Annotated in this window: 12 protein-coding genes and 1 rRNA gene; 1 reads left to right on the top strand and 12 read right to left on the bottom strand. The window is 61.7% G+C overall.

Annotated features, from left to right (window positions below):
- Positions 1-8: 8 nt before the first annotated feature.
- From MUM_RS0122110 to MUM_RS0122080, 5 genes are all read right to left on the bottom strand, one after another.
- A complete protein-coding gene (locus MUM_RS0122110) occupies positions 9-2,192 on the bottom strand; it encodes a type I secretion system permease/ATPase (protein WP_010174175.1) in 2,184 nt (727 codons plus the stop codon).
- A complete protein-coding gene (locus tag MUM_RS0122105) occupies positions 2,189-3,586 on the bottom strand; it encodes a TolC family outer membrane protein (RefSeq protein ID WP_010174174.1) in 1,398 nt (465 codons plus the stop codon). The genes MUM_RS0122110 and MUM_RS0122105 overlap by 4 nt, the downstream gene beginning before the upstream one ends.
- A gap of 182 nt (positions 3,587-3,768) precedes the next feature.
- On the bottom strand, positions 3,769-8,577 hold the full coding sequence (locus tag MUM_RS1000000134635) for a BapA/Bap/LapF family large adhesin (RefSeq protein ID WP_177325010.1): 4,809 nt from the start codon (positions 8,575-8,577) through the stop codon (positions 3,769-3,771).
- 869 nt (positions 8,578-9,446) lie between these two features.
- Positions 9,447-10,334: a 3-hydroxyisobutyrate dehydrogenase gene (gene mmsB, locus MUM_RS0122085; protein ID WP_010174167.1), complete on the bottom strand. Its 888-nt coding sequence runs from the start codon at positions 10,332-10,334 to the stop codon at positions 9,447-9,449.
- Positions 10,335-10,348: 14 nt separating this feature from the next.
- A complete protein-coding gene (locus MUM_RS0122080) occupies positions 10,349-11,866 on the bottom strand; it encodes a CoA-acylating methylmalonate-semialdehyde dehydrogenase (RefSeq protein WP_010174165.1) in 1,518 nt (505 codons plus the stop codon).
- A 131-nt stretch (positions 11,867-11,997) separates the two neighbouring features.
- Between MUM_RS0122080 and MUM_RS0122075 the strand changes: the two genes are divergently transcribed.
- Positions 11,998-12,945: a LysR family transcriptional regulator gene (locus MUM_RS0122075; RefSeq protein ID WP_010174163.1), complete on the top strand. Its 948-nt coding sequence runs from the start codon at positions 11,998-12,000 to the stop codon at positions 12,943-12,945.
- Between the two features lie 155 nt (positions 12,946-13,100).
- Here the strand turns inward: MUM_RS0122075 and MUM_RS0122070 are convergent, their stop codons facing one another.
- From MUM_RS0122070 to rrf, 7 genes are all read right to left on the bottom strand, one after another.
- A complete protein-coding gene (locus tag MUM_RS0122070) occupies positions 13,101-13,592 on the bottom strand; it encodes an OmpA family protein (RefSeq protein WP_010174161.1) in 492 nt (163 codons plus the stop codon).
- A 4-nt stretch (positions 13,593-13,596) separates the two neighbouring features.
- Positions 13,597-14,865 carry a diguanylate cyclase domain-containing protein gene (locus tag MUM_RS0122065; RefSeq protein WP_010174158.1) on the bottom strand — a complete coding sequence of 423 codons (1,269 nt, stop codon included), beginning with the start codon at positions 14,863-14,865 and terminating at the stop codon, positions 13,597-13,599.
- Complete coding sequence (locus MUM_RS0122060; RefSeq protein WP_029616047.1) at positions 14,862-15,431, bottom strand: YfiR family protein; 570 nt, start codon at positions 15,429-15,431, stop codon at positions 14,862-14,864. The genes MUM_RS0122065 and MUM_RS0122060 overlap by 4 nt, the downstream gene beginning before the upstream one ends.
- A 161-nt stretch (positions 15,432-15,592) precedes the next feature.
- The gene (gene recD / locus MUM_RS0122055; protein WP_010174154.1) at positions 15,593-17,644 is read right to left on the bottom strand and encodes an exodeoxyribonuclease V subunit alpha; all 2,052 of its coding nucleotides are present in this window, start codon (positions 17,642-17,644) and stop codon (positions 15,593-15,595) included.
- On the bottom strand, positions 17,641-21,318 hold the full coding sequence (recB, locus tag MUM_RS0122050; protein ID WP_010174152.1) for an exodeoxyribonuclease V subunit beta: 3,678 nt from the start codon (positions 21,316-21,318) through the stop codon (positions 17,641-17,643). The genes recD and recB overlap by 4 nt, the downstream gene beginning before the upstream one ends.
- Positions 21,315-24,764 (bottom strand): exodeoxyribonuclease V subunit gamma, encoded by a 3,450-nt coding sequence (recC, locus tag MUM_RS0122045; RefSeq protein WP_010174150.1) that lies wholly within the window; start codon positions 24,762-24,764, stop codon positions 21,315-21,317. Before recC ends, recB begins: the two co-directional genes overlap by 4 nt.
- A 159-nt stretch (positions 24,765-24,923) precedes the next feature.
- A 5S ribosomal RNA gene (gene rrf, locus MUM_RS0122040) occupies positions 24,924-25,039 on the bottom strand.
- Between the last annotated feature and the right edge of the window lie 11 nt (positions 25,040-25,050).

Raw genomic sequence — 25,050 nt, 5'->3', positions numbered from 1 at the left:
ATGGCTTTTCACTGGGTGTTCCCCTTGGGTTTGGACAGCCGCGCAATCGCGTTGTCTTTGCTGTCATCAACGATGATCTGGCCGTTGTCGACCACGATCACCCGATTCACCAGGCTCAATACACTCATGCGATGCGTGGCGATAATCAGCGTGCGGTGGGCGGCCCAGCGGTCGAGGTTGTGGATCAACTGGCGCTCGGTGGCTTCATCGAGGGAGGCGGTGGGTTCGTCGAGCAGCACGATATGCGGCTGGCGAATGATCAGCCGCGACAGCAGCAGCGACTGACGCTGCCCGCCCGACAGACCGAGGCCGCCCTCCAGGATCATGTGGTCCATGCCGTCGGCGAACTTGCCGATAAAGTCGGCGGCGCCGGTCAACACCAGAGCCTGGAGGATTTCCTGGTCGCTGGCATGCGGGGCCCCCATGATCAGGTTGTCGCGCAGGGTGCCGTGGAACAGCCGCGAGTTTTGCGTCATCAGCCCCACATCGCGGCGCACGTCCGCCGGGTCGATGTGACTGAGGGCAACACCGTCGAGGCTGATGGTGCCAGCCTTGAGATCAAGCATCCCGGCCAACGCCTGTAACAATGTGGATTTTCCGGCGCCGTTACGCCCCAGAATTGCGATGCGCTCCCCCGGCTGGATCTTCAAGTCCGCCACACGCAACGCCGGCACAGGGGCGTCGTCGGAATACTGGAACGCCGCCTGGCTTAGCGCGTATTGGCCTTTGATCACCGGCAGGTGCACGCGCTTGCTGCCCTCGGGATGATCCACCGGCAATTCCATGATCCGGTTCAGGCCTTGCAGCGCGACCTTGGCCTGCTGCCAGCGCGTCAGCACCTGGGTGATCTGGGACATCGGCGCCATCATCCGCGACGCCAGGATGGAGGCGGCCACCAGGCTACCGGTGGTCATTTCGCTGGCCATGACCATCGGCGCACCGAACACCACTACCACGGCAAACACCGAGCCCTGCACATTGTTGCTCCAGGCCACCAGTTTGTTGGTGAGCATGCGCAAGCGCAGACTGGCATCGCCGCAGGTGGCGTTGTAGTGATTCCATTGCTGCTGGAAGCGCTGTTCAGCCTGCAGCGCCTTGATATCGTCCAGCCCTTGCACCGTTTCCACCAGCATGGCGCTGCGCAACGAGCTTTCGCGCATCGATTCATTCGCCAGTGCCGCGAGTTTTTTCTGCGCCAACAGCCCCGGGACTATCAGGAACAGCACGGCCACCATCGGCACCGCCACCAGGGGGCCGGCGATCAACCAGTAGATCACCAGAAACAGCAGGAAGAACGGCAGGTCGGCCAGCGCCGTGGCGGTGCTGGAGGTGATCAGCTCACGCAGTTGTTCCAGCTCCTTGAGCTGCGAAATGAACGAGCCGGTGGACTTCGGACGGGCGCTGTTACGCAAGCGAATGGCATGCCCGAAGACCAGGTCGGAGACACGCAAATCGGCGCGTTTGCCGAGCATGTCGGTGATGCGTACACGGGTGATGCGCATGATGAAATCAAACACCAGCGCCAGCATCACCCCGCCAAAGAGCACATACAGGGTGGGCATGGATTCGGCCGGGATCACCCGGTCGTACACCTGCATCGAAAACAGCACGCCGGCCAGACCGAGCACGCTGGTGACCAATGAGGCGAGCATGACGTAGCCATAGGGCCGCAGATCGCGCAGCACGATGTTTTTGAACCACGCCTTCTCGTAAGGCTTGATGTAGTCGTCCACACGCCGGTCACGCACTGCCGTCATGGGTCGCAGAATCACGCTCTTGCGCGCTTGCTCCAACAGGTCCTGGCGGGTGAGCCGGCTTTGCAGGCCGCCGTCGCCGCTGTAGGCGATGCCCAGGTTTTCGCCGTCGCCGAGGGTTTCGAGCACGCCCACCTGGCCGTCGGCAAATTGCAGCACTACCGGTAATTGACGCTGCATCAGCGTGGTTTCGCTGAAGTCCGCAATCACGCAGTTCAACCCCGCCTGGCGGGCCATCTGCCGTACCACCTCTTCCACCGAAGCGCCTTCGGTCCATTGTGCGGCGATTCGCACGCTTTGGGCCGAGCATTCCAGGCGGTAATGCCGGGCCACGCTCAGGACGGCCTCCAGCCACACTTCATAATCCACTGCGGGCGCCGGGTTCAGCGGTGTTTGTACTGCGTTGGTTTCGTGCGCAAGCATCACAGCATCATTCATGGCCGAATCTCCACACCTTGCAAGGTGCTGTTGTCCAGGTGGAACGCCGTGCGCAGTGCACCCGTGTTGTAGAGGCAATCGATTTTCAGGCGGCGCAGGTCAGCGGCGGTGTTTTCCCGGTCCATGCGTGCCTGGTGAATTTCCTGCTCGGCATTCAGCAGGTCGAGCAACGGCCGTGTGCCCAGTTCGAGGTACTGCTGGCGATACAGGTCGCGGGTTTCGGAGATGCTGCGCTCACGAAAATCCAGGGTGGAAAGGCGCTGACTGAGGCTTGATATCTGGTCTCGCGCTTCCAGCAACCCCTGGCGTACCGCGAGGCGCGCGGCGTCATTGGCGGCATCCGCGGAACGCAGGGCCTGTTGCGCCGCAGATTTACGCGCGGTGATTGCGCCGCCCTGGTACAGCGGCATCTTCACGTTGAGAAATACGCCATAGCGGGTACGGTCGCGGCCGCCGGGGGCGTTGCTGTCGTCGTTGCTGTCCAGGTAGTGCGTGATGGACGGGTCCAGCGACACGGTCGGCAACGCCTCGGCACGGGCTTGTGCAATCAGCGCCAGCGCATCGACACGCTGCGCCTGGGCGATCAGCAATGTCGGCGTGACCGCCGTATCGGGCACCACGCCTACGCAGGATTGTTCCAGGCTTGCCGGAAAACCATTGGCAACACTCACCGGTGACTGAGCCCCCAAGAGGCTGCTCAAGGTGCTGCGCCAGCGATTGAATTGCGCGGCGAATTGCAGTTGCGTCGCCATTGAGGCCTCGACCCGCGAGCGGGCCTGGATGAGGTCCGAACGGGTGCTGGCGCCCATGTCGCTGCGCTTTTTCGCCAGCTCTGCAATCGCCGAAATGCCGTCGACCTGCTCGCGCGCCAGTTGCACCAGCAACTGCGAGCGCTGCAATTCGATCACGGCGAACGAGGTATCCCGGGCCACCTGATCAATCGACAGCAACACCGACGCCTGGCTGGCACTGACCCGTGCCAGGGCACTGTCGACGGAACTTGAAACCTTGCCGAAGTCGTACAGCATCTGCGAGGCCGACAAGGAAAACGCGCGGCTCTGGCCGTTGCCCGTCAGGCCACTGTCGTAGCCCGAATTGAAGCCGCCGCTGACTTGCGGGTAGTAACCGGAACGGGCGATGTTCACGTTCTCGTTTTGTTGGTACAGCTGGCCGATCGCCTCGGAAATTGCCGGATGCCATTCCACCGCCAGTTGAATGGCGCGTGTCAGGTCAAGGTTGCTCGGTATGACGTGCTCGGGTGCCACCGGTGCGCTTACGCCCGTTGGCCCGCCGGGTAAATGTGTGCCCAGGTTGCTCGGGCTGATGATGTTGACGCGTTCTTCATCGTCGATATACGACGCTGCCATGACCGGCGCACTCTCGGGCGCGATCATTGCGACTGCCAGAATTACGGCAGACAGCTGCTTGGCCAAACTCTTTTGCCTCACTGCTAGTCACCTGACTGTTGTCAAACCTGATGAGTACAACAACGGGCCGTGACTGACGTCATGGCCCATCGCTGCAATACCGTTGGAGAGGAAAACCGGGCCTTGCGGCCCGGTCGCCAGGCGTGGCGTTACACCACGCTGATGCCGCTCTGTACCCAGAGCTGATGGGTTTCATCTTCCGCACTGGTGTAGATCACGTACTCAAGACCGTTCTCTACCTGGGTCGCGCCGGCGCTCCAGTCACCTGTCAAATGCACGCTGTCCTGATCGTCACCCTGGATCATCAAGCGATCCGACTCAGGCCCGGTGATGGACACCAGGTCTTCGAGGCTCAAGGTCAGGTCAACTGCGCTGACATCGTTCAGGTCGATGCTGTGCACCCCGCTGACTGTGCCAATCAGGTCGGTGAGGTTGATGGCTGCATCGCCACCCTCCCACAGCAACCCGTCTGCACCTGCGCCAGCATCGACATGGGTGAAGTCGGTGTCGTCGGCCACCACAGCATCGTGGTGATCGCCGTCAACGTTGGCGCCGTCATCCACCACCTGGTCCACCGCACTGTGGGCAGCGGCAATACCGGCACCTTCAGTGGCGGGCGCACCCGGGTTGGCGTCGTCCCAGACCAGGTCGCGATCCGGTGAGTCGATGCGGATGTACAGGTCGGCAGTGTCTTCCTGGCCGGTTGGCGTGGTGAGCTTGTAGGTGAATTTATCCACCTGGCCAATCTCGTCCAGCGTCAGCCCTGCATGCGGGGTGTAGACGTACTTGCCATCGGCGAACACGGTCAATGTGCCGTGGTCACCGTTGATGTTCGCCCCCGTTTGCCCAGGAATCACATAGACCCCGTTGACCAGCACACTGAGTACCGTCAGCGGCGAACCGAGTACATCCGGCCCGGACAAGCTGTCGGACAGCAGGTTGCCTGTCGCATTTTCCATCGCGCCGGTGACGAACTCCGTGAGGAAGGTGGTAGTGAGCTTCTGAGCGATGTGCAGCGCACTCAGAGACAGCACCGCACCGGTCGTCCCGGTCACGCGATAGGTCCCGGCATCCAGCCCTTTGAACGTGTAGTTCGCCTGGGTAGTGGTCTGCTGCGTGACCCATGCGTTATCGATGAACTTCTGCAGGTTGACGGTCGTGCCTGGCAACAACGCAATGCCGGTGACGGTGACGTTGATCGCAAGCTCTGCGGTCGTGCCCGTGGCAACGTTGATGGCTGCACCCGTACCCGTACTGCTTCCGAGCAGTGCCAGGTTGTAGCTCAGGGTCGCCAGGTCGGCCTGGGTGACCAGGTTGACAATGTCGATCTGTGCCGAACCCAGGTCATCATTGGCGACCGTGTTGATCACGCCTGGCGACGACGGATCGGTAGCACTCCACTCCACGTCGACACTTGGGCTGTCGATGCGTACATACAAGGTTGCCGAGGCCGAACCACCGGAACCATTGACCAGGTGATACTCGAAGGCATCCACCTTGCCGATGTTGGCGATATCGCCATTCGGGGTGTACTTGTAGTCGCCGTTGGCAAAAATGGTCAGTTGACCATATTGGCCCTGCAGCACCGTACCCGTGGTGGCGTCGGCATCTACAAATTCGCCTTCGACCTCAACCTGTACCTTCACTGGTCCGCCGGTTCCCGGTTCATCCGGTTGACCGCCGATGCCCGGGTCGGTGATGACGTTGCCGGTGACATCCGGCCCCGCTACACCGGTGAAGTCGGTCAGACTTTCATTGGTGACGCTCAGCTTGGCCGTGGCGCCTGCACCGACGCTGACCAGGTTGGGGTCGAGCTTGAGCGTAAAGCGATACTGCCCGGCTTCCAGCCCTTCGATTTTGGCGCTGGAGCTTTGTCCGAACAGACCTAACAGGTCGAGCAGGCCCGAACCGTTACTGCCTTGTTGCACCGGCAACCATCCACCTGCACCGTCGCTCACTTCCAGCGTCGCGGTGAAGCCACCGCCCAACAGCGAGACCAGGTCGGCCTGGGCAAACTGCAGGTTCAACGTCCCGCTGGAGCCCTCGGCAACCGAGAATTCCTGCTGCTTGGTGTGATCGCCCAAGATGATGCCGCCGATACCCAACAGGGTGAAGACGCGCATATCGGCCAGAGCGGTGTCGGACGTTACGGGTTTGATGGTCACTTCGCCGGTGGCGAGATCATCGAAGGCTTCAAGATCGGCGTCGGCGTCGGCGTCGGCATCAGCGTCAGCGTCAGCGTCAGCGTCAGCGTCAGCATCAGCATCAGCATCGGCATCGGCATCGGCATCAGCATCAGCGTCCGCATCAGCGTCAGCATCAGCATCAGCATCAGCATCAGCGTCAGCGTCAGCATCCGCGTCGGCATCAGCATCAGCATCAGCATCAGCATCAGCGTCAGCATCGGCGTCGGCGTCGGCATCAGCATCAGCATCAGCATCAGCATCAGCATCAGCGTCAGCGTCAGCGTCAGCGTCAGCATCGGCATCAGCATCGGCATCGGCATCAGCATCAGCGTCGGCGTCCGCATCGGCATCAGCATCGGCATCGGCATCGGCATCAGCATCAGCATCGGCATCAGCATCAGCATCAGCGTCAGCATCAGCATCAGCATCAGCATCAGCATCGGCATCAGCATCGGCATCGGCATCGGCATCGGCATCAGCATCAGCATCAGCATCAGCATCAGCGTCAGCATCAGCATCAGCATCAGCGTCGGCATCAGCATCAGCATCAGCATCAGCATCAGCGTCGGCATCAGCATCAGCATCAGCGTCCGCGTCAGCATCAGCATCAGCATCAGCATCAGCATCAGCATCCGCGTCGGCATCAGCGTCGGCGTCGGCGTCGGCATCAGCGTCGGCGTCGGCGTCGGCATCAGCATCGGCATCGGCATCGGCATCGGCATCGGCATCGGCATCAGCATCAGCATCCGCGTCTGCGTCCGCATCAGCATCAGCGTCGGCATCCGCGTCGGCGTCGGCGTCGGCGTCAGCATCCGCGTCGGCATCAGCGTCAGCGTCAGCGTCAGCGTCAGCGTCAGCATCCGCGTCCGCATCGGCGTCGGCATCGGCATCAGCATCAGCATCAGCATCAGCATCAGCATCAGCATCAGCGTCGGCATCAGCGTCTGCGTCTGCGTCTGCGTCAGCATCCGCGTCAGCATCAGCGTCGGCATCCGCATCCGCATCCGCATCCGCATCCGCATCAGCGTCCGTATCATCAATATCAATAGCTATCACAGAAGCGGGAATAGACTCGTTGCCTGCCGCGTCGGTCAATGTGACAGCCAGTGTTTCGCCGTTAACCTGAGGCGGGGCGAGGGTGACTTGGAAATTACCGTCGTCGCCCACCGTGCCGGTACCGATCACGTTGCCATCAGCATCCTTGACGGTAACAGTCGCACCTGGCTCCCCCTTGCCGGTCACAATGCTTCCATCTTCGCCAACTATCAGGTTGGTTGGGGCGTCAGGGGCGGTGGTGTCGCCCGCGAAAGCAGTGCCCGGCAGGGATTCTTTGCCCGAGAAATTGCGCAGGAATACGCGTAGCCGCTCACCATTGATATGCAACGCGTTCAGTTGAACCAGGAATGTACCGTCATCTGCCACCGTACCGGTGCCGACCACTTCACCGGCATCGTTGAGAATGGTGACCTTATGGGCTGCGGCGCCTTCACCGCTGAGCGTGTCACCGGCATCACTGATTGCCAGATTGCGCGGCGCCAGCGGTGTCTCGATATCAGCGACAACCAACGCACCCGGCGCCGACTCATTGCCAGCAGCGTCCTTGAGCGTGACTGCGAGGCTTTCGCCCTCGGTCGCGGGGGTGTCGAGCGAGGCCTGGAAATTGCCATCCGCGCCGACGGTGCCCGTACCGATCACGTTGCCACCGGCGTCCTTGATGGTCACGGTAGTGTTCGGTTCACCTTTACCGCTGACGGTTGCGCCATCAGCACTGATCACCAGGTCGACCGGTGCATCTGGAGCAGTGGTGTCGCCCGCCACCACGGGGCTGCCCGGCGATTCATTGCCCGCTGCGTCCTTGAGGGTGACTTGCAGGGTTTCGCCATTGGTTTGCGGCGTTTCCAGGGTGACCTGGAAGTTGCCTTCAGCATCCACAGTGCCGGTGCCGATGGTATCGCCGTTGGCATCCTTGATGGTCACGGTCGAATTAGGCTCGCCCTTACCGCTGATGGTTGTACCGTCTGCGCTGACGGCCAAACCGGTCGGTGCGGCGGGGGCTGTTGTATCACCCGCTACCACAGGAGCAGGTGGCGATTCCTGGCCCGCTGCATCCTTGAGGACAACTTGCAGGGTTTCGCCATTGGTTTGCGGCTTGCCCAGGTTGACCTGGAAGTTGCCGTCGGCGCCCACAGTGCCGGTACCCAGTACATTACCGGCGGCATCCTTGACGGTGACCGTGGTGCCAGCCTGGCCTTTACCGCTAACCACCGTGCCCGCGCCATTGACCGCCAAACCGGTCGCAACACCGGGTGCAGGGACTGGCGTTTGATGATGGCCACCACCACCGCCACCACCGCTCAATGCCGCGGCTGTACCGCCGACGGCGAGGATGCCCAAGCCCCACAGCACCCAGTCCGGTACCGCACTGTCAGCAGCAATGGCTGCTACACCCAGGTCGTCCAGAGTCGAGATTTCGGTGAAGTTGAAGCCCGAATACGGCGTGGAATAGTTGCCGAGCAACAATGTTCCGTCGGCATTTTCCAGGACCAGTTGGTTAGCGGCGCCGTCGGGTCCCACCACAAAAAAGTTCTGAATGGTGATGGTTTCTCCAGACTTCAGAGTGACCACCAGGTTTTGGCCGGACTGTTGAAACGATTGAACGCTTTCTTGTCCGAACGGCAGTTTTACAATGCTGGTTCCCTTGAGGCTGGCGTTACCAAAGGCATGTTCCGTCGCCGCCCCCGTTGCCTTGTCGACAATTGTTATGTTTTTCATCTCTCACCCGTTTTTTATATGGACACACGTATTTCAGCGCGAGCGAATGCCCACGACGGTAGTTGCCGCCGAGCACTAAACTCTTTTTGCGTTTATAGAGGACTCGTCAGGATTGACAGCGATCAACCCACGCCGGTTTCTTCACGAAATTGCAGGCCCACACGGGTGCGCTTGCAACACGCTGACGCCGAATGAAGTGGCACATCCTTCGCATCAGAATAAGCCTGCCCGGGCCTTGGGTTGGACCTCAAGGGAGCCCAGAGGTCGAGCAGCCGGGAGAGGTGGCAGGCCAGGATGCGGGCTTTTTCGAGTTCCACGGCGGCCTCGTCCGATGAGGCCGACAGCCCTGGTAAACCCGATGTACGCATCCGTTCGCTAGCCATCTCTGACACACCTGCACAACTTTAAAAAGTACAACGCTTCGGCGGAAATTATCGAGACATGGCAACCATCGCAACGCTCGCGAAGCCGATACTAGCGAGGCAATAGTCAACATCAAAGGGAAAAGTAAACACGCATTAAACATGGGCATTTAATACGAACACCCACGACAAACCGAGCACACACAATCGTGAAACTTATTACAATCGCGTTATAACCGAGCACTTCGCAAGCACTAACCCCATTAATAACCCATGATCAATAACTTGATATTCAGCTATTATTCAGCAAACTTGTAAAATTTTATTTCACAGTTATAACAATGCAAAATGACTTTACGCCTAGGCATTAGTCGATAAGTAATACCGGCTCTCCACGAACGTAGTAAAGGGGTTTATTCAGGGCAAAAAAAAGCACCAGTGGTGAGCTGGTGCTGAAAGGTTTACGCAGTAAAAATCAGGGCCTCACCGTGGTGAGAGACAGCAGCCCTACCTGGGCTTGCGATAGCTGTTGATGATCGCCGAGAAGTCCTGGCCCCCTTCCCCACGCTGGCTCATCGATTGATACAACTGCTGCGCCACTGCGCCGAGGATCACCGGTTGGTGCGCCTGGCGTGCGGCTTCAGTGGCCAGCCCCAGATCCTTGAGCATCAGTTCCGCACCAAACCCGCCGGTATAACCCCGGGACGACGGTGCCGTTTCGATAATCCCGGGCCACGGGTTGTAGGTGTCCGAACTCCAGCAGCGCCCGGTGGAGCTATTGATAATCCCCGCCAACACTTGGGTGTCGATGCCCAGCGCATCGCCCAGGGCCATGGCTTCGCTGACGCCGACCATGGTGATGCCCAGCAGCAGGTTGTTGCAGATCTTGGCGATTTGCCCGGTGCCGACTTCGCCGCAATGCACGATGTTGCGGCCCATCTGCGCCAGTACCGGTTGCAGGGTGGCGAACAGTTCCGGGGTGGCGCCGACCATGAAGGTCAGTGTCCCGGCCTGGGCGCCGCCGGTGCCGCCGGACACCGGGGCATCGGCCATCACCACGCCTTGTTTTGCTGCCGCCGCTGCTACATCGCGGGCGGTCTGCGGGTCGATGGTGCTGCAATCCACCGCCGGCACGCCTTTGCCGATGCCGGCCAGCACGCCGTCTTCACCCAGCCATACGCTGCGCACATGGGCTGCAGCCGGAAGCATGGTTACCACCAACTCGGCGCCTTCTGCTGCCGCGCGTGGTGAGGCGCTGATGGTACCGCCCAGTTCGGCCAGTTCCTGGAGCACGGTCTGGTTCAGGTCAAACAGGTTCAGCGTATGGCCCGCCTTGATCAGGTTGCGCGCCATCGGCGCGCCCATGTTGCCCAGGCCAATAAATGCAATCTTCATCGTCGTTTCCTCGATCAGCGCAAGTTGATGGTGGTGTTGACGCCATCGTTGACGCTGTCGTCGTCGAACCAGCGGCTGGTGACGGTTTTGGTCTGGGTGTAGAACTGCACCACTTGCTTGCCGTACGGGCCCAGGTCGCCGAGTTTCGAGCCGCGCGAACCGGTGAAGCTGAAGAACGGCACCGGCACCGGGATCGGGATGTTGATGCCAACCTGGCCCACATCGATTTCGCTCTGGAATTTACGCGCCGCCGCACCGCTCTGGGTGAACAGGCCGGTGCCGTTGCCGAACGGGTTGGCGTTGACCAGCGCGATGGCCTGGTCGAGGGTGTCGACTTCCAGCACCACCAGCACAGGGCCGAAAATTTCCTGGGTGTAGATCTGCATGTCGGTGGTCACACCGGAGAACAGGGTTGGGCCGACGAAGTTGCCGTCTTCAAAACCCGGCACCTTGATGCCACGGCCATCCAGTTCCAGCTTGGCGCCTTCTTTCACGCCGCTTTCGATCAGGTCGAGGATGCGTGCCTTGGCGCGCTTGGAGATCACCGGCCCCACATCGGTGCCCGCTTCGCTGCCGGCGTTCACCTTGAGTTTTTGCGCCAGGGCCTTGAGGTCCGGCAGCCATTGCTTGGCCGCGCCCACCAGCACCACCACGGAAGTCGCCATGCAACGCTGGCCGGCCGCGCCGAAGCCGGCACCTACCAGGGCGTTCAGGGTTTGTTCGCGGTTGGCGTCCGGCAGCACCACGGCGTGGTTCTTGGCGCCCATCATCGATTGCACGCGCTTGCCGTGTTTGCCGGCCAGGTCGTAGACGTGGGTACCGACAGCGGTCGAACCGACGAAGGACACGGCCTTGATGTCTTTGTGGGTGCACAGCGCATCCACCACATCCTTGCCGCCGTGAACCACGTTCAACACACCGGCTGGCACGCCGGCTTCCAGCGCCAGCTCAACCAGCAGCACGGTCGACAGCGGGTCCTGTTCCGACGGCTTGAGTACGAAGGTGTTACCGCAGGCGATGGCCATCGGGAACATCCACAGCGGAATCATTGCCGGGAAGTTGAACGGGGTGATGCCGGCGCACACGCCGATCGGCTGGCGCAGGGTGTAGGTATCGACGCCGCCGGCGACGTTTTCAGCGAATTCGCCCATCTGCAAAGTGCCGATGGAGCACGCGTGCTCGACCACTTCCAGGCCACGAAAAATGTCGCCTTCAGCGTCGGCAATGGTCTTGCCCTGCTCGGCGCTGAGCACTACGGCGATGCGCTTGGAGTGCTCGCGGATCAAGGCTTGCAGCTTGAGCATGATGCGCATGCGCGCACCGATCGGCGTCAGCTTCCAGGTCTGGAAGGCGCGATGGGCGGCGTCGATGGCCGCGTTGACTTCTTCGGGGGTGGAAAACGGTACGCGGGCCAACACTTGCTGGGTGGCCGGGTTGACGATGTCTTGCCATTCGGTGGTCTTGGATTCGACCCACTCGCCGTTGATCAGCAGCTTGACCTGTTGCACGGAAATATCGGCAGATGCGTTCATGTGGTCTCCAATTCTTATAGGTATGCAGAGAACCAAGGCGTTGAATCGCCTTGATGATGAGGCGTTCGGACTGTTTTTGGAGTATAGATGTGCAAACTTCTAATAAGAACGCACATAAAAGCCGGTCCAATATGCAAAAAAACATCACGTCGCTAGGCTCCCTGAACTGGGATGACCTGAAGTTTTTCCTCGAAGTTGCCCGCACCCGCAAGGCCAGCGTCGCCGCCAAGCGCCTGGCGGTGGACTACACCACCGTGTCGCGGCGCATCAGTTCGCTTGAAGGATCGTTGGGCACCCTGCTGTTTGAAAAGTCCCGGACCAACGGCTTCGTTCTGACCACCGAAGGCCAGCGTTTGCTGGGTTACGCCGAGTCGATAGAAAGCACCCTGCACATGGCCTGCGAACAGGTCTCGGGCTCTGGCGTGGCGCTGTCCGGCCACGTGCGCATGGGCTGCACCGAAGGATTCGGCAGCTTCTTCGTCACCCCGCAACTGAGCCACTTTGTCGACACCTACCCGGCGATCTCGGTGGACATCCTGCCCCTGCCCCACTTCATCAGCCTGTCCAAGCGCGAGGCGGATATCGTCATCGCCCTGGAGCGCCCGGAACACGGGCCGTACGTGTGCTGCAAGTTGTGCGATTACAAGCTGCAGCTTTACGCGACCCAGGAGTATCTGGACCAGCACCCGCCCATCCGCCGGGCAGCGGACTTGGCCGAACATCCGTTTATCAGTTACGTGGACGACCTGGCGTTCAGCTCAGAGTTGCTGTACCTGGCCAACGTGGTGCCCGGCGCCAGCGCCAGCTTGCGCAGCACCAGCGTGATCGCGCAGTACGTGGCGGCGCAGCAAGGGCGGTCGCTGGCGATTCTGCCGTGCTTTTTGGCGGCGCAGGACCCGCGATTGCTGCCGGTGCTGGGCAAGGAGATCAACATTACGCGGCAGTTCTGGATGTACTGCCGCGAGGACCTGAGGAAGTTGAAACGGATCACCCTGCTGTGGGACTACATCCGCGAGGTGACGGAGCAGAATCAGCCGTTGTTGATGGGGGAAACCCGCGACATGAGGTTTGCGGATTAAGCGATCAAACACACCATAAATAAAATGTGGGAGCCGGGCTTGCCCGCGATAGTAGTGTGTCAGTCGCCGAATTTATCAACTGATCCACCGCCTTCGCGAGCAAGCCCGCTCCCACATTTTTGAACGCATTCCATAGAGCGAACGAGGGCGCCAGCTTAGTCGGCAATCACCACAATCGACACCCGGCGATTCTCGGTGCGCCCCGCCGCTGTCGCATTGGAGGCCACCGGCTCGCTGCTGCCCAGCCCGCGCAGTTGCACGTTTTCTTCTTTCATCCCGATGCTGGTCAGCACCTTGGCCACGCTTTTTGCCCGGCGCAGGGACAGTTGCTGGTTGTAGGTTTCCTTGCCCGAGGCGTCGGTGTGGCCGTCGACCCGCACCCGCTCAATGCCCACGCCCAGCAGCGCCTTGCCGATGCGCTGGACGATCTCGGTGCTGGGCCCATTCAGGCTTTCGACGTCGCTGCCAAACAGCACCTTGCCCGACAGGCCGAAGGCCCAGCCCTCGTCCGTCAGTTCAAAACCCTGTTGCTTGAGCACGGCAATTTGCGCGGGCGTCAGGCCTTTGGGCGGCGGGGTCTGGCAGCCCGTCAGGGCGAGCAAGGCCACGAGCAAGGTGATAAACAAAACGCGTGCGGTCGAAAACAAGGGATCAACTCCTGTGTTGAATGTTGACGGCGAGGGACTCCGACTCCGCCGTTTGCTGGCCACCTTGGGAAAGCCGTTTGGCCTGGTACATCGCCGCGTCGGCGGCGTTGAGCAGGGTGCCCGGGGTGGCACCATGATCAGGGTAGACGGCGATGCCGATACTGAGTGAGGTCAATACCTGGGTATCGCCGGGTAGAGGAATCGGTGCATCCATGCTGGCGATGATTTTGTCGGCGATGCGCTGGGCGTCCTCCAGCTTGTGCAGGGGCGACAGCAGGATCGCAAATTCATCGCCTCCCAGGCGGGCCACCAGATCGTCTTCGCGCAGCTGTGCACGCACGCGCGCCGCCACCGCCACTAATACCGCATCGCCGGCGGCGTGCCCGAAGTTGTCGTTGATGTCTTTGAAGCGGTCGCTGTCGAGGAACAGCACCGCCACTTTCTCGTTGAGTTTGGCGGCGCTGCGCAGGGCCCGGATCAATCGTCCTTCGAAGAACGCCCGGTTGGGCAACCCGGTCAGGCTGTCGTGGCTGGCCTGGTGGGCGAGGGTTTCGTTTTCACTTTGCAGGTGGGTTTGCCAGGCTTCCATCTCATCGAGCAAGGCGTTGAAGTCGTTACCCAGGCTGTCGAGCTCGGCGATTTGCGCCGGCGGCACGCGCCGGTCAAACGCCCGCTCGCTGCGGGCGGCGTGGGCCACCGAGGCCAGGCTGTGCAATGGCCCGGTGATGCCGCGCAACAGCCGTCGCGCCAGGAACAACGCGACCCAGGCGCTGAGTGCGGTGCACACCAGGATCCCGGCCAGCCCGCTGAGCAGAAAACGCAACAGGCTGCCGCCATGGCCGGTCAGGTGCACGCTGCCGATGACCTGGCCCTGGTGCAAAATCGGTTGGCTGATGGGTTGTTCGAGCAGGGCGTGTGCCAGGTGCAGCTCAATCATGGACAGCATCCCGGTTTCCGGGCGCTCCCAATGCGCCAACTGCTTGCCTTCAATGTTGAAGACTTCTGCCTCGGCCACTTCTTCCTCCGAGGCAATCACGGCCAAGGCTTCAGTGGCTGCGGCACTGTCGTTGAACACCACGGCCGCTTCCACGGTGTAGTTGATGGAACGGGCGATCAGGTGCAGGTTGTGGTCGGCATACACCCGCAGCGCCAGCACGCCAAGCAGCGTCAGGGAGATACTGGCCATGCTGACCGCCATCAGTGCCAGGCTCAGGTGCCCGCGACCGATCACCGAACGCAAGGTTGGGCGCACCGGCGCTTTACCGAACCTCATGACCCTGACGCTCGACGGCGGGACAGTTGCAGTACGCTCGGATGAATGCGCACACCGCTGCGGGCAACAGAGTCGAGGTTAACCTCGAACGACACCTGTTCATCGGCCACCCGCAAACAGAACAGGCTGCCCACGGTGCATTGGTCGCCGCCTTCGCTGATGCTGAGCACCGGATGGCCGATCAGTGACGCGAACAGGCGGCTGCGCTCGTCGCTGGTCAATTGGCCGATGTACACGGCGTCACAGGCATTGGCGATGTCCGGGTGGTCGGCCAGCAACCGTTGCACCACCACCGGACGGCCGGTGGCCTGAGTCGTGCCTTTGACCAGGTCATCGGTGTATTGGGTCGGCCCGACGATGCACAGGCGCAATTGCGCGGGCTCTACCGGCCAACGGGCATAACTGAGAATACCCAGGACGACCTGAGTGACCGACTTGGCCCGTTGATCGGCGATGCCGGCAGGCGGCTGGGCAAAAGCGAGAGGCGTGCATACCCACAGAAGCGCCAACAGCAGCATTCGTCTCCAGCTCAAACTTCGCTCTGTGGGCGAGACAGCCACGTTCATGCAGCGATTCTCTTTGATCTTCTCGGGATGATGCCGCAACGATAGCACAACGGCGGAAAACCCCCGAGGCGACACCCGGGAGGATTCCGACATTTTATTAAGAAAAATCACACATTTGGATCAGAAAATTTAGATAACCCATCGGTCAGCTTATTCAGCGATCAAGTGCCCAGTTCCAGCATCAGCCCACTCAAGCGCTTCACCTTGCGGCGCACCGCCTCTTCGAACACCCCGCCCCGGGGCTCGATCAGGCTGAACCAATCCTTGGCGCGGGTGATGCCGGTGTAGATCAGCTCTTTGGTGAGCACCGGGTTCAGGGCGTCCGGCAGGATCAGTGCTGTGTGGGTGAACTCCGAACCCTGGGACTTGTGTACCGTCATCGCGTACACGGTTTCCACATCGTTGAGCCGGCTGGGCAGCACAAAGCGCACACCGCCCTGGCCATCGTTGCGCGGGAATGCCACGCGCAGTACCTGCGGCCCGCCGTCGCTTTCCGGCAGTTTCAGGGCAATCCCGATATCGCCGTTCATCAGGCCCAGGCCGTAGTCGTTGCGGGTCATCAACACCGGGCGGCCTTCGTACCACTGCTGGTCGCTGTCGATCAGCCGGGCCCTGAGCAGCGCGGCGGTGATGCGCTGGTTCAAGCCCTCCACACCCCAAGGCCCCTTGCGTACGGCGCAGAGCAACTGGAACGCATCAAAGGCTTTCAGCAGCTTTTGCGCCCAGACGGTCCAGGCTTCGTCGTCGCGGGGCGTGTCGAGGGACGGGCGCGCGGTCTGCAGCAACTTCAGGTAATAGCGATAACCGTGGGCACCGTCGCCGTGACCGTCCAGCACCAGGCGCTCCAGGGCATGGTCGTGCTCGCCCTTGAGGCTGACGCAAAACAGGTCGGCGTGGCTGCGGGCGGCCAGCAGTTTGCGGGCCTGCTCGGCGTTTTGCTGGTTGACCCAGCGGGCCAACTGGCCAATGCCGCTGCCTTCGCCAAACCGTCGCGAGTAACGCAGCATCACCACTTGTTGCGCCAAGGGATGGCTGCCGTCGGGGTCTTCCTGCAGGCCGCTGGCGCCAAGGTCTTCGCCGCTGACCTGTTGCAGCCACTGGCGGGTTTGCGGGCTGTAGAAACCGGCTTCGGCGTCGCGGCATAAATCCCCCAGCACCGCCCCGGCTTCAACCGAGGCCAACTGGTCCTTGTCCCCCAGCAGCACCAAACGGGCATGGGGCGGCAAGGCGTCCAGCAGGTTGGCCATCATTTCCAGGTCGATCATTGAGGCTTCGTCCACTACCAGTACATCCAGGGGCAACGGATTACCGATGTGATGGCGGAAATGTCGGGTACCAGGGCGGCTGCCGAGCAAGCGGTGAACAGTGGTGACTTGGGTCGGGATCTTGTCCTTCACCGCGTCAGGCACTTTCAGCGACAGCACTTGCTGGCTGATGGACTCGGTCAGGCGCGCGGCTGCCTTGCCGGTGGGCGCGGCCAGACGAATGCGCAATGCGCTGCCCGCTTCCACCGCTGGCGCCTGCAACAGCGCGAGCAAGCGCACCACCGTAGTGGTCTTGCCGGTGCCCGGGCCGCCAGTGACGATGCTGAATGCACCGCGCGTCGCCAAGGCGCAGGCGAGTTTCTGCCAGTCGACAACACCGTCCGGCGGGGCCTGGTCGAACAGGCGATTCAGGCGTTCGGGCAGATCATCGGCGACGCTTTCGCGGGTGGCGAGTCGCAGACGCAGTGCGGTATCGATGCGCCGTTCGTAAGTCCAGTAACGGCGCAAGTACAGGCGTTTGCCCGACAGCACCAGTGGCCGGCTTTGCGCGTCTTCGCTGCCATCGACGGCGAGTGCCACCAGGCGGCTCGCGGCCAGGGCGTGGCACCAGTGGGCGCCGTCCAGGCCATCGAGCAACTGCGAGGGCAGCAGCATGGCGCCGGTGTGTGCATCGCCTTCGGGCGGCAGCGACAAGGCGAAATCCGGAGCCTTGAGGGTTTCGAACAGGTCAAGACACACATGGCCGTGACCGAGTTGGTGGCTGGTCAGGGCAGCGGCCAGCAACACCAAGGGATCGGCCTGCGGATCGAGTTCGTGGAGGAAGCCGACAAACGCCTTGTCCAGTGCCCGCAACCAGCCACGCTGCACCCAGAGATCGAGCAATTGCACCAGGTCGGCGGCGCGGCTCAGAGGCGTAAGTTCCTCTAGCGGTAACGGCGACAGGCTCATAGCAGCACTCCTTGTTCCCAGGCGGGCTCGGCCTTGGGTGGTAGCGGTTTGCCCTGGAACAGCAGGTCCAGGCTTTCGATCAACTCCCGGGGCGGCCGGGTGAAATACGCGCCCTGGCTCGCGGAATGGGTGCCGCGCAGGAACAGGTACAACGCGCCGCCGACGTGGCGGTCGTAGTCGTAGTCCGGCAGCCGTGCCTTGAGCTGACGGTGCAAGGCCAGCAGGTAAAGCACGTATTGCAGGTCGTAACGATGATCGAGGATCGACAGTTCCATGGCCTGTTGTGTATAGGCCGAATCATCGGGGCCGAGCCAGTTGGATTTGTAGTCGGCCACGTAGTAGCGGCCTTCGTGTTCGAACGTCAGGTCGATAAAGCCCTTGAACATGCCGTTGAGCAGCACCGGCTCGGCGGCCACCCGCGACACGCCATTGTGCGTGTGCTGGCACACCAGTTTGTCGAGCGCGAGGACATCGACCTTGTGGCTGGCGAACCAGAACTCCATTTCGATCTGGTACTGCTGCAATTCGCTGAGGGCCATCTGCCCGTTGCCCAAGGGCAGCCGCGCCTGCAACAGGTGCCCAAGCCAACCGGACAGCGTGCCGATCCAGCCCTCCCAACCGCGTCGGTTGCAGCGACGGGCGACCGCATCTTCGATGGCCTCGGGGGTGACGTTGAAGCCTTCACCGCCCGCCCACTCCAGCAGACCATGGAGGAAGGTGCCGGGGTTCGGTCCGCGTGGGAAACGGTGAATATCACCACCGGAAGCCGGCACCTCACGGGGTGCATCCGGGTCGAGGCGCTCGTCGTCAAACAGCTTCTGCGCTTGTGGGCTTTCCGGCGCTTCGAGACTGGCCGCGCTCATGCTTTCGCCGATACGCAGGGCGCTGTAGGACGCGATCCACCAGTTTTCTGCCGCCTTGCGTTTGGGCATCAGGGGCGCAAGCAAGGTGGCTTCGTTGCGCGGTGGGTGGAATACCACCGCTTCGGCTTCGGGCATTTCTGCGTATTGCAACGCCGGGCAACCTTCCTGCAAGTCGAGCAGCCAGCGCGCCAAGCCAGCGGATTCACCCAGTGAAGCACCGCCGCCGAGCAAGTAGCCCAGGGCCGACAGGTGCAACACCGAGCTGTTGTTATTGCCGCGCTTCAGGTCGGCGATGCCTAGCCAGCAAGCGTGTTTGGCGCGGGTCAGCGCCACGTAGAACAGGCGCAGGTCTTCGGCCAGGCGCTCGTCGTCGGCTTGGGCGATCAGCTCGGCGGTGGGCCTGAGGCTGACCTGGGATTTGCCGTTTGCGTCGTGGTAATGCAACGGCAAGCGGCTGCCATCCACCGGTTTTGCCGAGCAGATAAACGGCAGGAAGACCAGGTCGTATTCCAGGCCCTTGGACTTGTGGATCGTCACCACCTTGACCAATTGCTCATCGCTTTCCAGGCGCAGTATCTGCTCTTCACCGGCCTGCCCGGAGAACGCAAGATGTTCGGCCAGGTGGCGAATCAGTGCCTGTTCACCGTCCAGTTCCGCGGCCGCCTGTTGCAGCAATTCGCAGAGGTGCAGCAGGTTGGTCAGTACCCGTTCGCCATCGCTGCGGGTGATCAGGGTTTGCGGCAATTTGAAGTCGTGCAGCAGGCGTCGCAGCATCGGCAGCACGCCTTGGGTGCGCCAGATCGTGCGGTAGTCGCGGAACTGCATTACGCGCTTTTCCCACGCCAGTTCGTCCTGGTTCAGACGCTCCAGTTCCGGCAGCGACAGGTTCAAGGTGACGCAAGCCAGGGCGGCGCGCAGCGGGCGCTCGACGTCCGGCTCGGCGCAGGCCTTGAGCCAGGCCAGCAGGTCGTGGGCTTCTTGGGCGGCGAACACCGAGTCTTTATCCGACAGGTACACGCTGCGCACACCACGGGCCGCCAGTTCACCGCGCACGGCTTGGGCTTCCTTGCCGTCACGCACGAGGATGGCGATGTCTGACGGCAGTACGCCTTTGAAGCTACCGTCTTTGCTCAGGAATCCTGCAGTCCCCTGCTGTCCGCCATTGAGCAACGCAACGATTTGACTGGCGCAGGAACCGGCCAGCTGTTGGCGGTAGAGCACGCCGGATATGGGCTGGTCGGTGGGCAGGTGCCAGAGGTTCAGCGCGGGCAACGTCTGACCGTTGACCTGCAGTTGTTCCTTGCGGCCCTGGGACAATACTGACTGGAACGGCACCGGATTCGTCCCGTCCGGTTCACGGAACAGGAATGCGCCACGGCCTTTTTCTGCGCGCTGGAACACATGGTTTACCGCCTCGACCATGGCGTGGCTCGAACGGAAGTTGGTGCCCAGGGTGTGATGGCGGCCGGTAGTGGATTGCCGTGCACGCAGGTAGGTATAGATGTCGGCGCCACGGAACGCGTAGATCGCCTGCTTCGGATCGCCGATCAGGAACAGGCCGCTGTCGAGGTGGTTTTCTTCGATGCGGTAAATGCTGTCGAAGATGCTGTATTGCACCGGGTCGGTGTCCTGGAATTCGTCGATCAAGGCGACCGGGAATTGCTCGCGGATCACGCTCGCCAGACGCTCGCCGCCGTCGGCCTGGAGCGCAGCATTGAGGCGGATCAACATGTCGTCGAAACCCATTTCGGCGCGTCGGCGTTTTTCTTCTTCGAAGCGTTTTCCCACCCAGCCGGCGGCGTGTTGCAGTACGGCAGCATCGGGAGTGGGCAAGGCGTCGAGGCTGGCCTTGAGACCGGCCATCGCGTCGATACCGGGGTGGTGCGGCGGCTCGCCTTTCCAGGCTTCGGCCATGCCGTCGGGCGTCAGGCGGGTGAAGCCGGTGCCGATGTCCAGTTGTTCGAGTGATTCGTCAGCGGCCCAGGCGCTGATTTTTTCGAACCAGGGCTCGAAGTAACGGGCTTGCATCTTGCGGCCATCGACGGCTTTAGCCGCGACGGCTTGCAGGCAAATAGTGCGCAACTCTTCTGCCCATTGTTGCCAGGGAGCCTTGAGCGCGACAAGGGCTTGGCGGCGTTCCTGTAGGCATTCGTTGATCAGCTCAGCGGGGTTACGAGCTTCATCCGTGGGCCGCTCGCTGCCGAACAGCGCGCGCACCCGTGGCATCAGGGCTGCCGGGCCGCCCCAATTGTTGCGCACCCAATTCAACGCATCGTCGTGCATCGGGTAGCAGAACAGCCGCCAGTAGTCGCGCAGCACTTCGCCGAGCAGGTCGCTGTGGTCGGTTTCCAGGGTTTGGGTGAACAAACTGCCGCTGTCGAACGCGTGTTCGCGCAGCATGCGCTGGCACCAGCTGTGGATGGTCGAAACGGCGGCCTCGTCCATCCATTGGGCGGCGATGTCCAGGCGATTGGCGCAACCTGGCCATTGCTCGGGGCCATATTGGTCGCGCAGTTCGGCGATCAGTGCGTCGGGTTCTTCGATTTCTTCGCGGAAAAAACGCGCGGCTTCAGCCAGGCGGATACGGATACGTTCACGCAGCTCTTTGGTGGCCGCGTCGGTGAACGTCACCACAAGGATTTGCGGCGGCAGCAACTCGCGGCCGAAGCCCGCTTCGTCACCGCCATGGCCGAGTACCAGGCGCAGATAAAGCGCCGAGATAGTGAACGTCTTGCCTGTGCCGGCACTCGCTTCAATCAGTTGACTGCCCTTGAGCGGGAACGCCAGGGCCAGGGGTTTTGTGCTGCTCATGCGCCGGCCTCCGCGCTGGTGAGTGATCGCCAGGGGGCATTGACCAACGGTCGATACAGCGTTTCACACCAGCCTTCGAACTCTTCGCTGGCCATCAGCGCGGCGTAGTCGGGGAACTGGCGAGTGAGCGCGGGGCTTTCACGGCGCTCGCCGTCGGTGGTTTGGCCGTCGCCTTCGTAGGCTTTGCTGGCGGCAGCGTGGGCTTTGACCGGGTCGGTTTGAGAGAGCCAGGCGAAAGCCGTCTTGACGGCGATTGGCAGCGGTTCGCTCATGCCGGTTTTCCACGCGAGCAGCAGGTTGCCGAGGAGTTCCTGGGCGGTGGCTTGCTCCAGCGGGGCCAATAGCAGGGTGTCGTCGCTGGCGACCAGGCCGGTGCTTAACGGCAGCCCGCAAGCACAGGCCACCAGGTGGTTTACCCACGGGCGAATCAGGCGGTGCCACTTGCGGGTCTTGATCGAGCCAATGCTGTTGGGGATGGCGGTGACACTTAGAAAGCCGCCGTCGCTACGTTGATGCAGGCCGCTGATCCAACCGTCCAACTGAATGCCTTGATGCTCAAAACTGATCGGTTCAGCACTGGCATAGGGCGTGGGCCAGAGCGCCAGGAGTTGCTGGTAACGCTGCAGCAGATCTGGCAACGGCTCGATAAGTTCTTTGCGCAGGCATTCGCCGAAACCGACCATTGGCAACAAGCCGCTGCCTTGCAGGCGCAGGGCTTGGGCGTTGAGGGCTTCGTCGGAATTGTCAGGCCGGGTCAGCGCGGCGGCGAGCAGGCTATCGCTCAGGCTGTAGCGCTGCAGTGCGTCGAGGACGAAGGGTTCTTCATCTTCCAACGGGACTTCAGCGGCTTCGAAAAATACTTTCAGGCGCTGACTGAAGAAGTGTTTGACCGGGTTGCGCAGGAAGTCCTGCAACTGGCCGAGGCTCAGCGGTTCTTCCTGGGTGTAGGGTGCCAGGCTGCCGGTATCGGGGAGGATGCCCGGGGTTGCATGGAGCAACTGCCATTCGCGGGCGTAGCTGAACAACTCGTCACCTTCATGAAAGTAGCGGGCGCTGAAGGGTTGGAGCGGGTGTTCCTGGGTGGTGGCTTCCAGGAGCGGCTCACCGTTTGTGGTGTGCCAGCCGCTGGCGATGTGGTCACGCAGTTGGCCGATCAGGACGGACGCCGGGCGATCACTGTTGTCGCGGATACTGCGGCCGATCCAACTGATGTAGAGCTGGTCGCGAGCCGAAAGCAGGGCTTCAAGCAACAGGTAGCGGTCGTCTTCGCGGCGTGAACGATCGCCTGGACGGTAGTCGCTGCCCATCAGGTCGAAGTCCAGCGGCGGTTGAGCGCGCGGGTAGTCGCCGTCGTTCATGCCCAGCAGGCACACCAGCCTGAACGGGATCGCGCGCATGGGCATCAGGGTGCAAAAATTGACAGCCCCTGCAAGGAAGCGTTGGGACAATCGGCCCTGGTCGAGACCGGCCAGCCAGGCCTCGCGGACTACGGTGAGGGGTAACTCGTCGTGCAGGCCAACGGACTCGCAGGTCTCCAGCCAGGTTTCTCTCAGCTGCTGAAGTTGACCCAGCAGGTAGTCGTCATGTTCGTTGCTCGGGAGGAAGAACAGCTGCATGAGGTTTTGCAGGCGCTCGCCCCACTCTCTCGGCGCGGCGGGTTGTGACAGAGCCTGGTGGGCGTCGTGCAGTGCGTCGAGCAGTGCAACCAGCGGGCCGATCAGTGCTGCGTCGAGGCCGCCGATTTCATCGTAGGGCTCAATGCCGTCGCAGGCAGAACCGGTGCCGACGGCGTAACCCAGGAGCATGCGGCGCAGGCCGAAACGCCAGCTGTTTTGCTCCAGCTCATTGGGCAAGCCAAGGCCGGCGCGCTGTTCGGCGTTGAGGCCCCAGCGGATGCCGGCGCCTTCGATCCAGCGGTGCAGGGTCGGCAGGTCGCGCTCCTTGATGGCGAAGCGTTCTCGCAGCGCCGGGACGTCAAGCAGGTCGAGGATTTCACTGACCGGGAAGCGGCTGTCGGGGAGCTTGAGCAGGTGCTCGACGGCAATCAGCAATGGATCACGGCCGCGCTGGCCTTGGTCTGTCAGCGTGAAGGGGATGAAGCGTAGGTCGCTTCTTTCAAGCTGGCCGAATACGGCGCGAATGTGCGGCGCGTAACTGTCGACGTCGGGGACCATGACGATGATGTCCCGCGGGCGCAGCGTAGGGTCGGCGCTGAAGCGCTGGAGCAGTTGGTCGTGGAGGATTTCCACTTCGCGTTGGGCGCTGTGGGCAATGTGGAAGCGGATGGAGGTGTCGCGCTTCAGGTCGACGCCTGGCCAGCGTTCGCGGGTTTCGTTGAGCGGGCGCAGTTCGAGGATGTCGTCCTGGAGCTGGTTGAGCAAAGTGGTGGGCTCGCTCTCACTGAACAGGTCGATGCGACCGTCGCGGAATGCCGAGCGGTAACTGTTGGGGTCGTCGTAGCTGTCTAGCAGGTTGATGTAGTCGCGACCTTGTTTGCCCCAGGCAGCGAGCAGCGGATGGGCGTGCTGGTGCAGGGTCTGCGGGTCGATAGTGACGGGCATTCCGGCTTTGCGGGCCTGGCGTTTGTACTCGTTTCGGAGCAGGTCTTTGTCGGCAACGATGTCGGACCAGTGGTGGCGACATGGGTTGTGTACGCACAGCAGGACTTGGCTGAAACGGGCGAGGCCGGCGAGTGCTTCCAGGGCTTGGGCTGGCAAGGAAGAGATGCCAAAAACGATTACTCGGGAAGGTAGGCCAGCGGGTGCTTGTTCAAGGGTGTTGATGCGCTCGATAAAGCGCTGGTGAACACCCGCGCGACTCTGAGCCATGCCCTCTTCTCCGACATCCACCAGCAGCGCCCGCCACAGTTCGGCTTGCCAGCAGTTGGCCGGGCTCAGGGGTTTGGATTCGCCTCGGCCATTGCGCAATTGATGGCGGCCCGCGGCCCAGTCTTCCAGCCAGTCAGCGCGGTAAACCTGGTATTGGTCGAACAGGTCAGCCAGACGTTCCGCCAGCTGGTAGCGTTTGCGCAGATCAGTGTCATCAGTCAGGAAACGCTGCAGGGGCTCGAAGTGGGGCTGGTCGATCAGCTCGGGAAGCAGGCGCATGAGGCGCCAGGTCAGTGGGGCTTTATCGAGCAGGGACTTGGGGGGAATCTCATCTTTGCCCAGGACCATGCGATAGAGCTGCCACATGAAGCTGCCAGGAAGTTGCACGTCGATTGCTGCGGCGATGCCACAGCCGCCCATGTCGTCATCTTCAGGGTCTTCGGCCAGCGCCAGTTTGAGCCATTGGGCAATGCCATTGCTTTGTACCAGAGCGATTTCGTTTTCCAGGGGAGCCAGCGGATAACGGCGCATCCAACTGACGACCAGGCTGCGCAGCTCATCCAGGCGGTTGCCGTGAACCACCATGAATCCAGCACTGAGGGACGTCGCATCCGGCATAACGGCTTCCTTGGGAAAAGCAAAATCGAGGGATGGACTTTAACATTGAAGGCAATCGTAGGCTGCACGTGAGGAGCACTTCGGGCCGCTTGCCATGCTTTTCAACCGCCCAAAACAAAACCCCTGATCGCGTTAGCAATCAGGGGTTCTGGAATTTAATCTTGACGATGACCTACTCTCACATGGGGAAACCCCACACTACCATCGGCGATGCATCGTTTCACTGCTGAGTTCGGGATGGGATCAGGTGGTTCCAATGCTCTATGGTCGTCAAGAAATTCGGGTA

The sequence above is a fragment of the Pseudomonas sp. PAMC 25886 genome, assembly GCF_000242655.1.
Taxonomy (GTDB): Bacteria; Pseudomonadota; Gammaproteobacteria; order Pseudomonadales; family Pseudomonadaceae; genus Aquipseudomonas.
The sequence above is the reverse complement of the archived record's forward strand: the minus strand, read 5'-3'. Positions and strand labels throughout refer to the sequence as shown.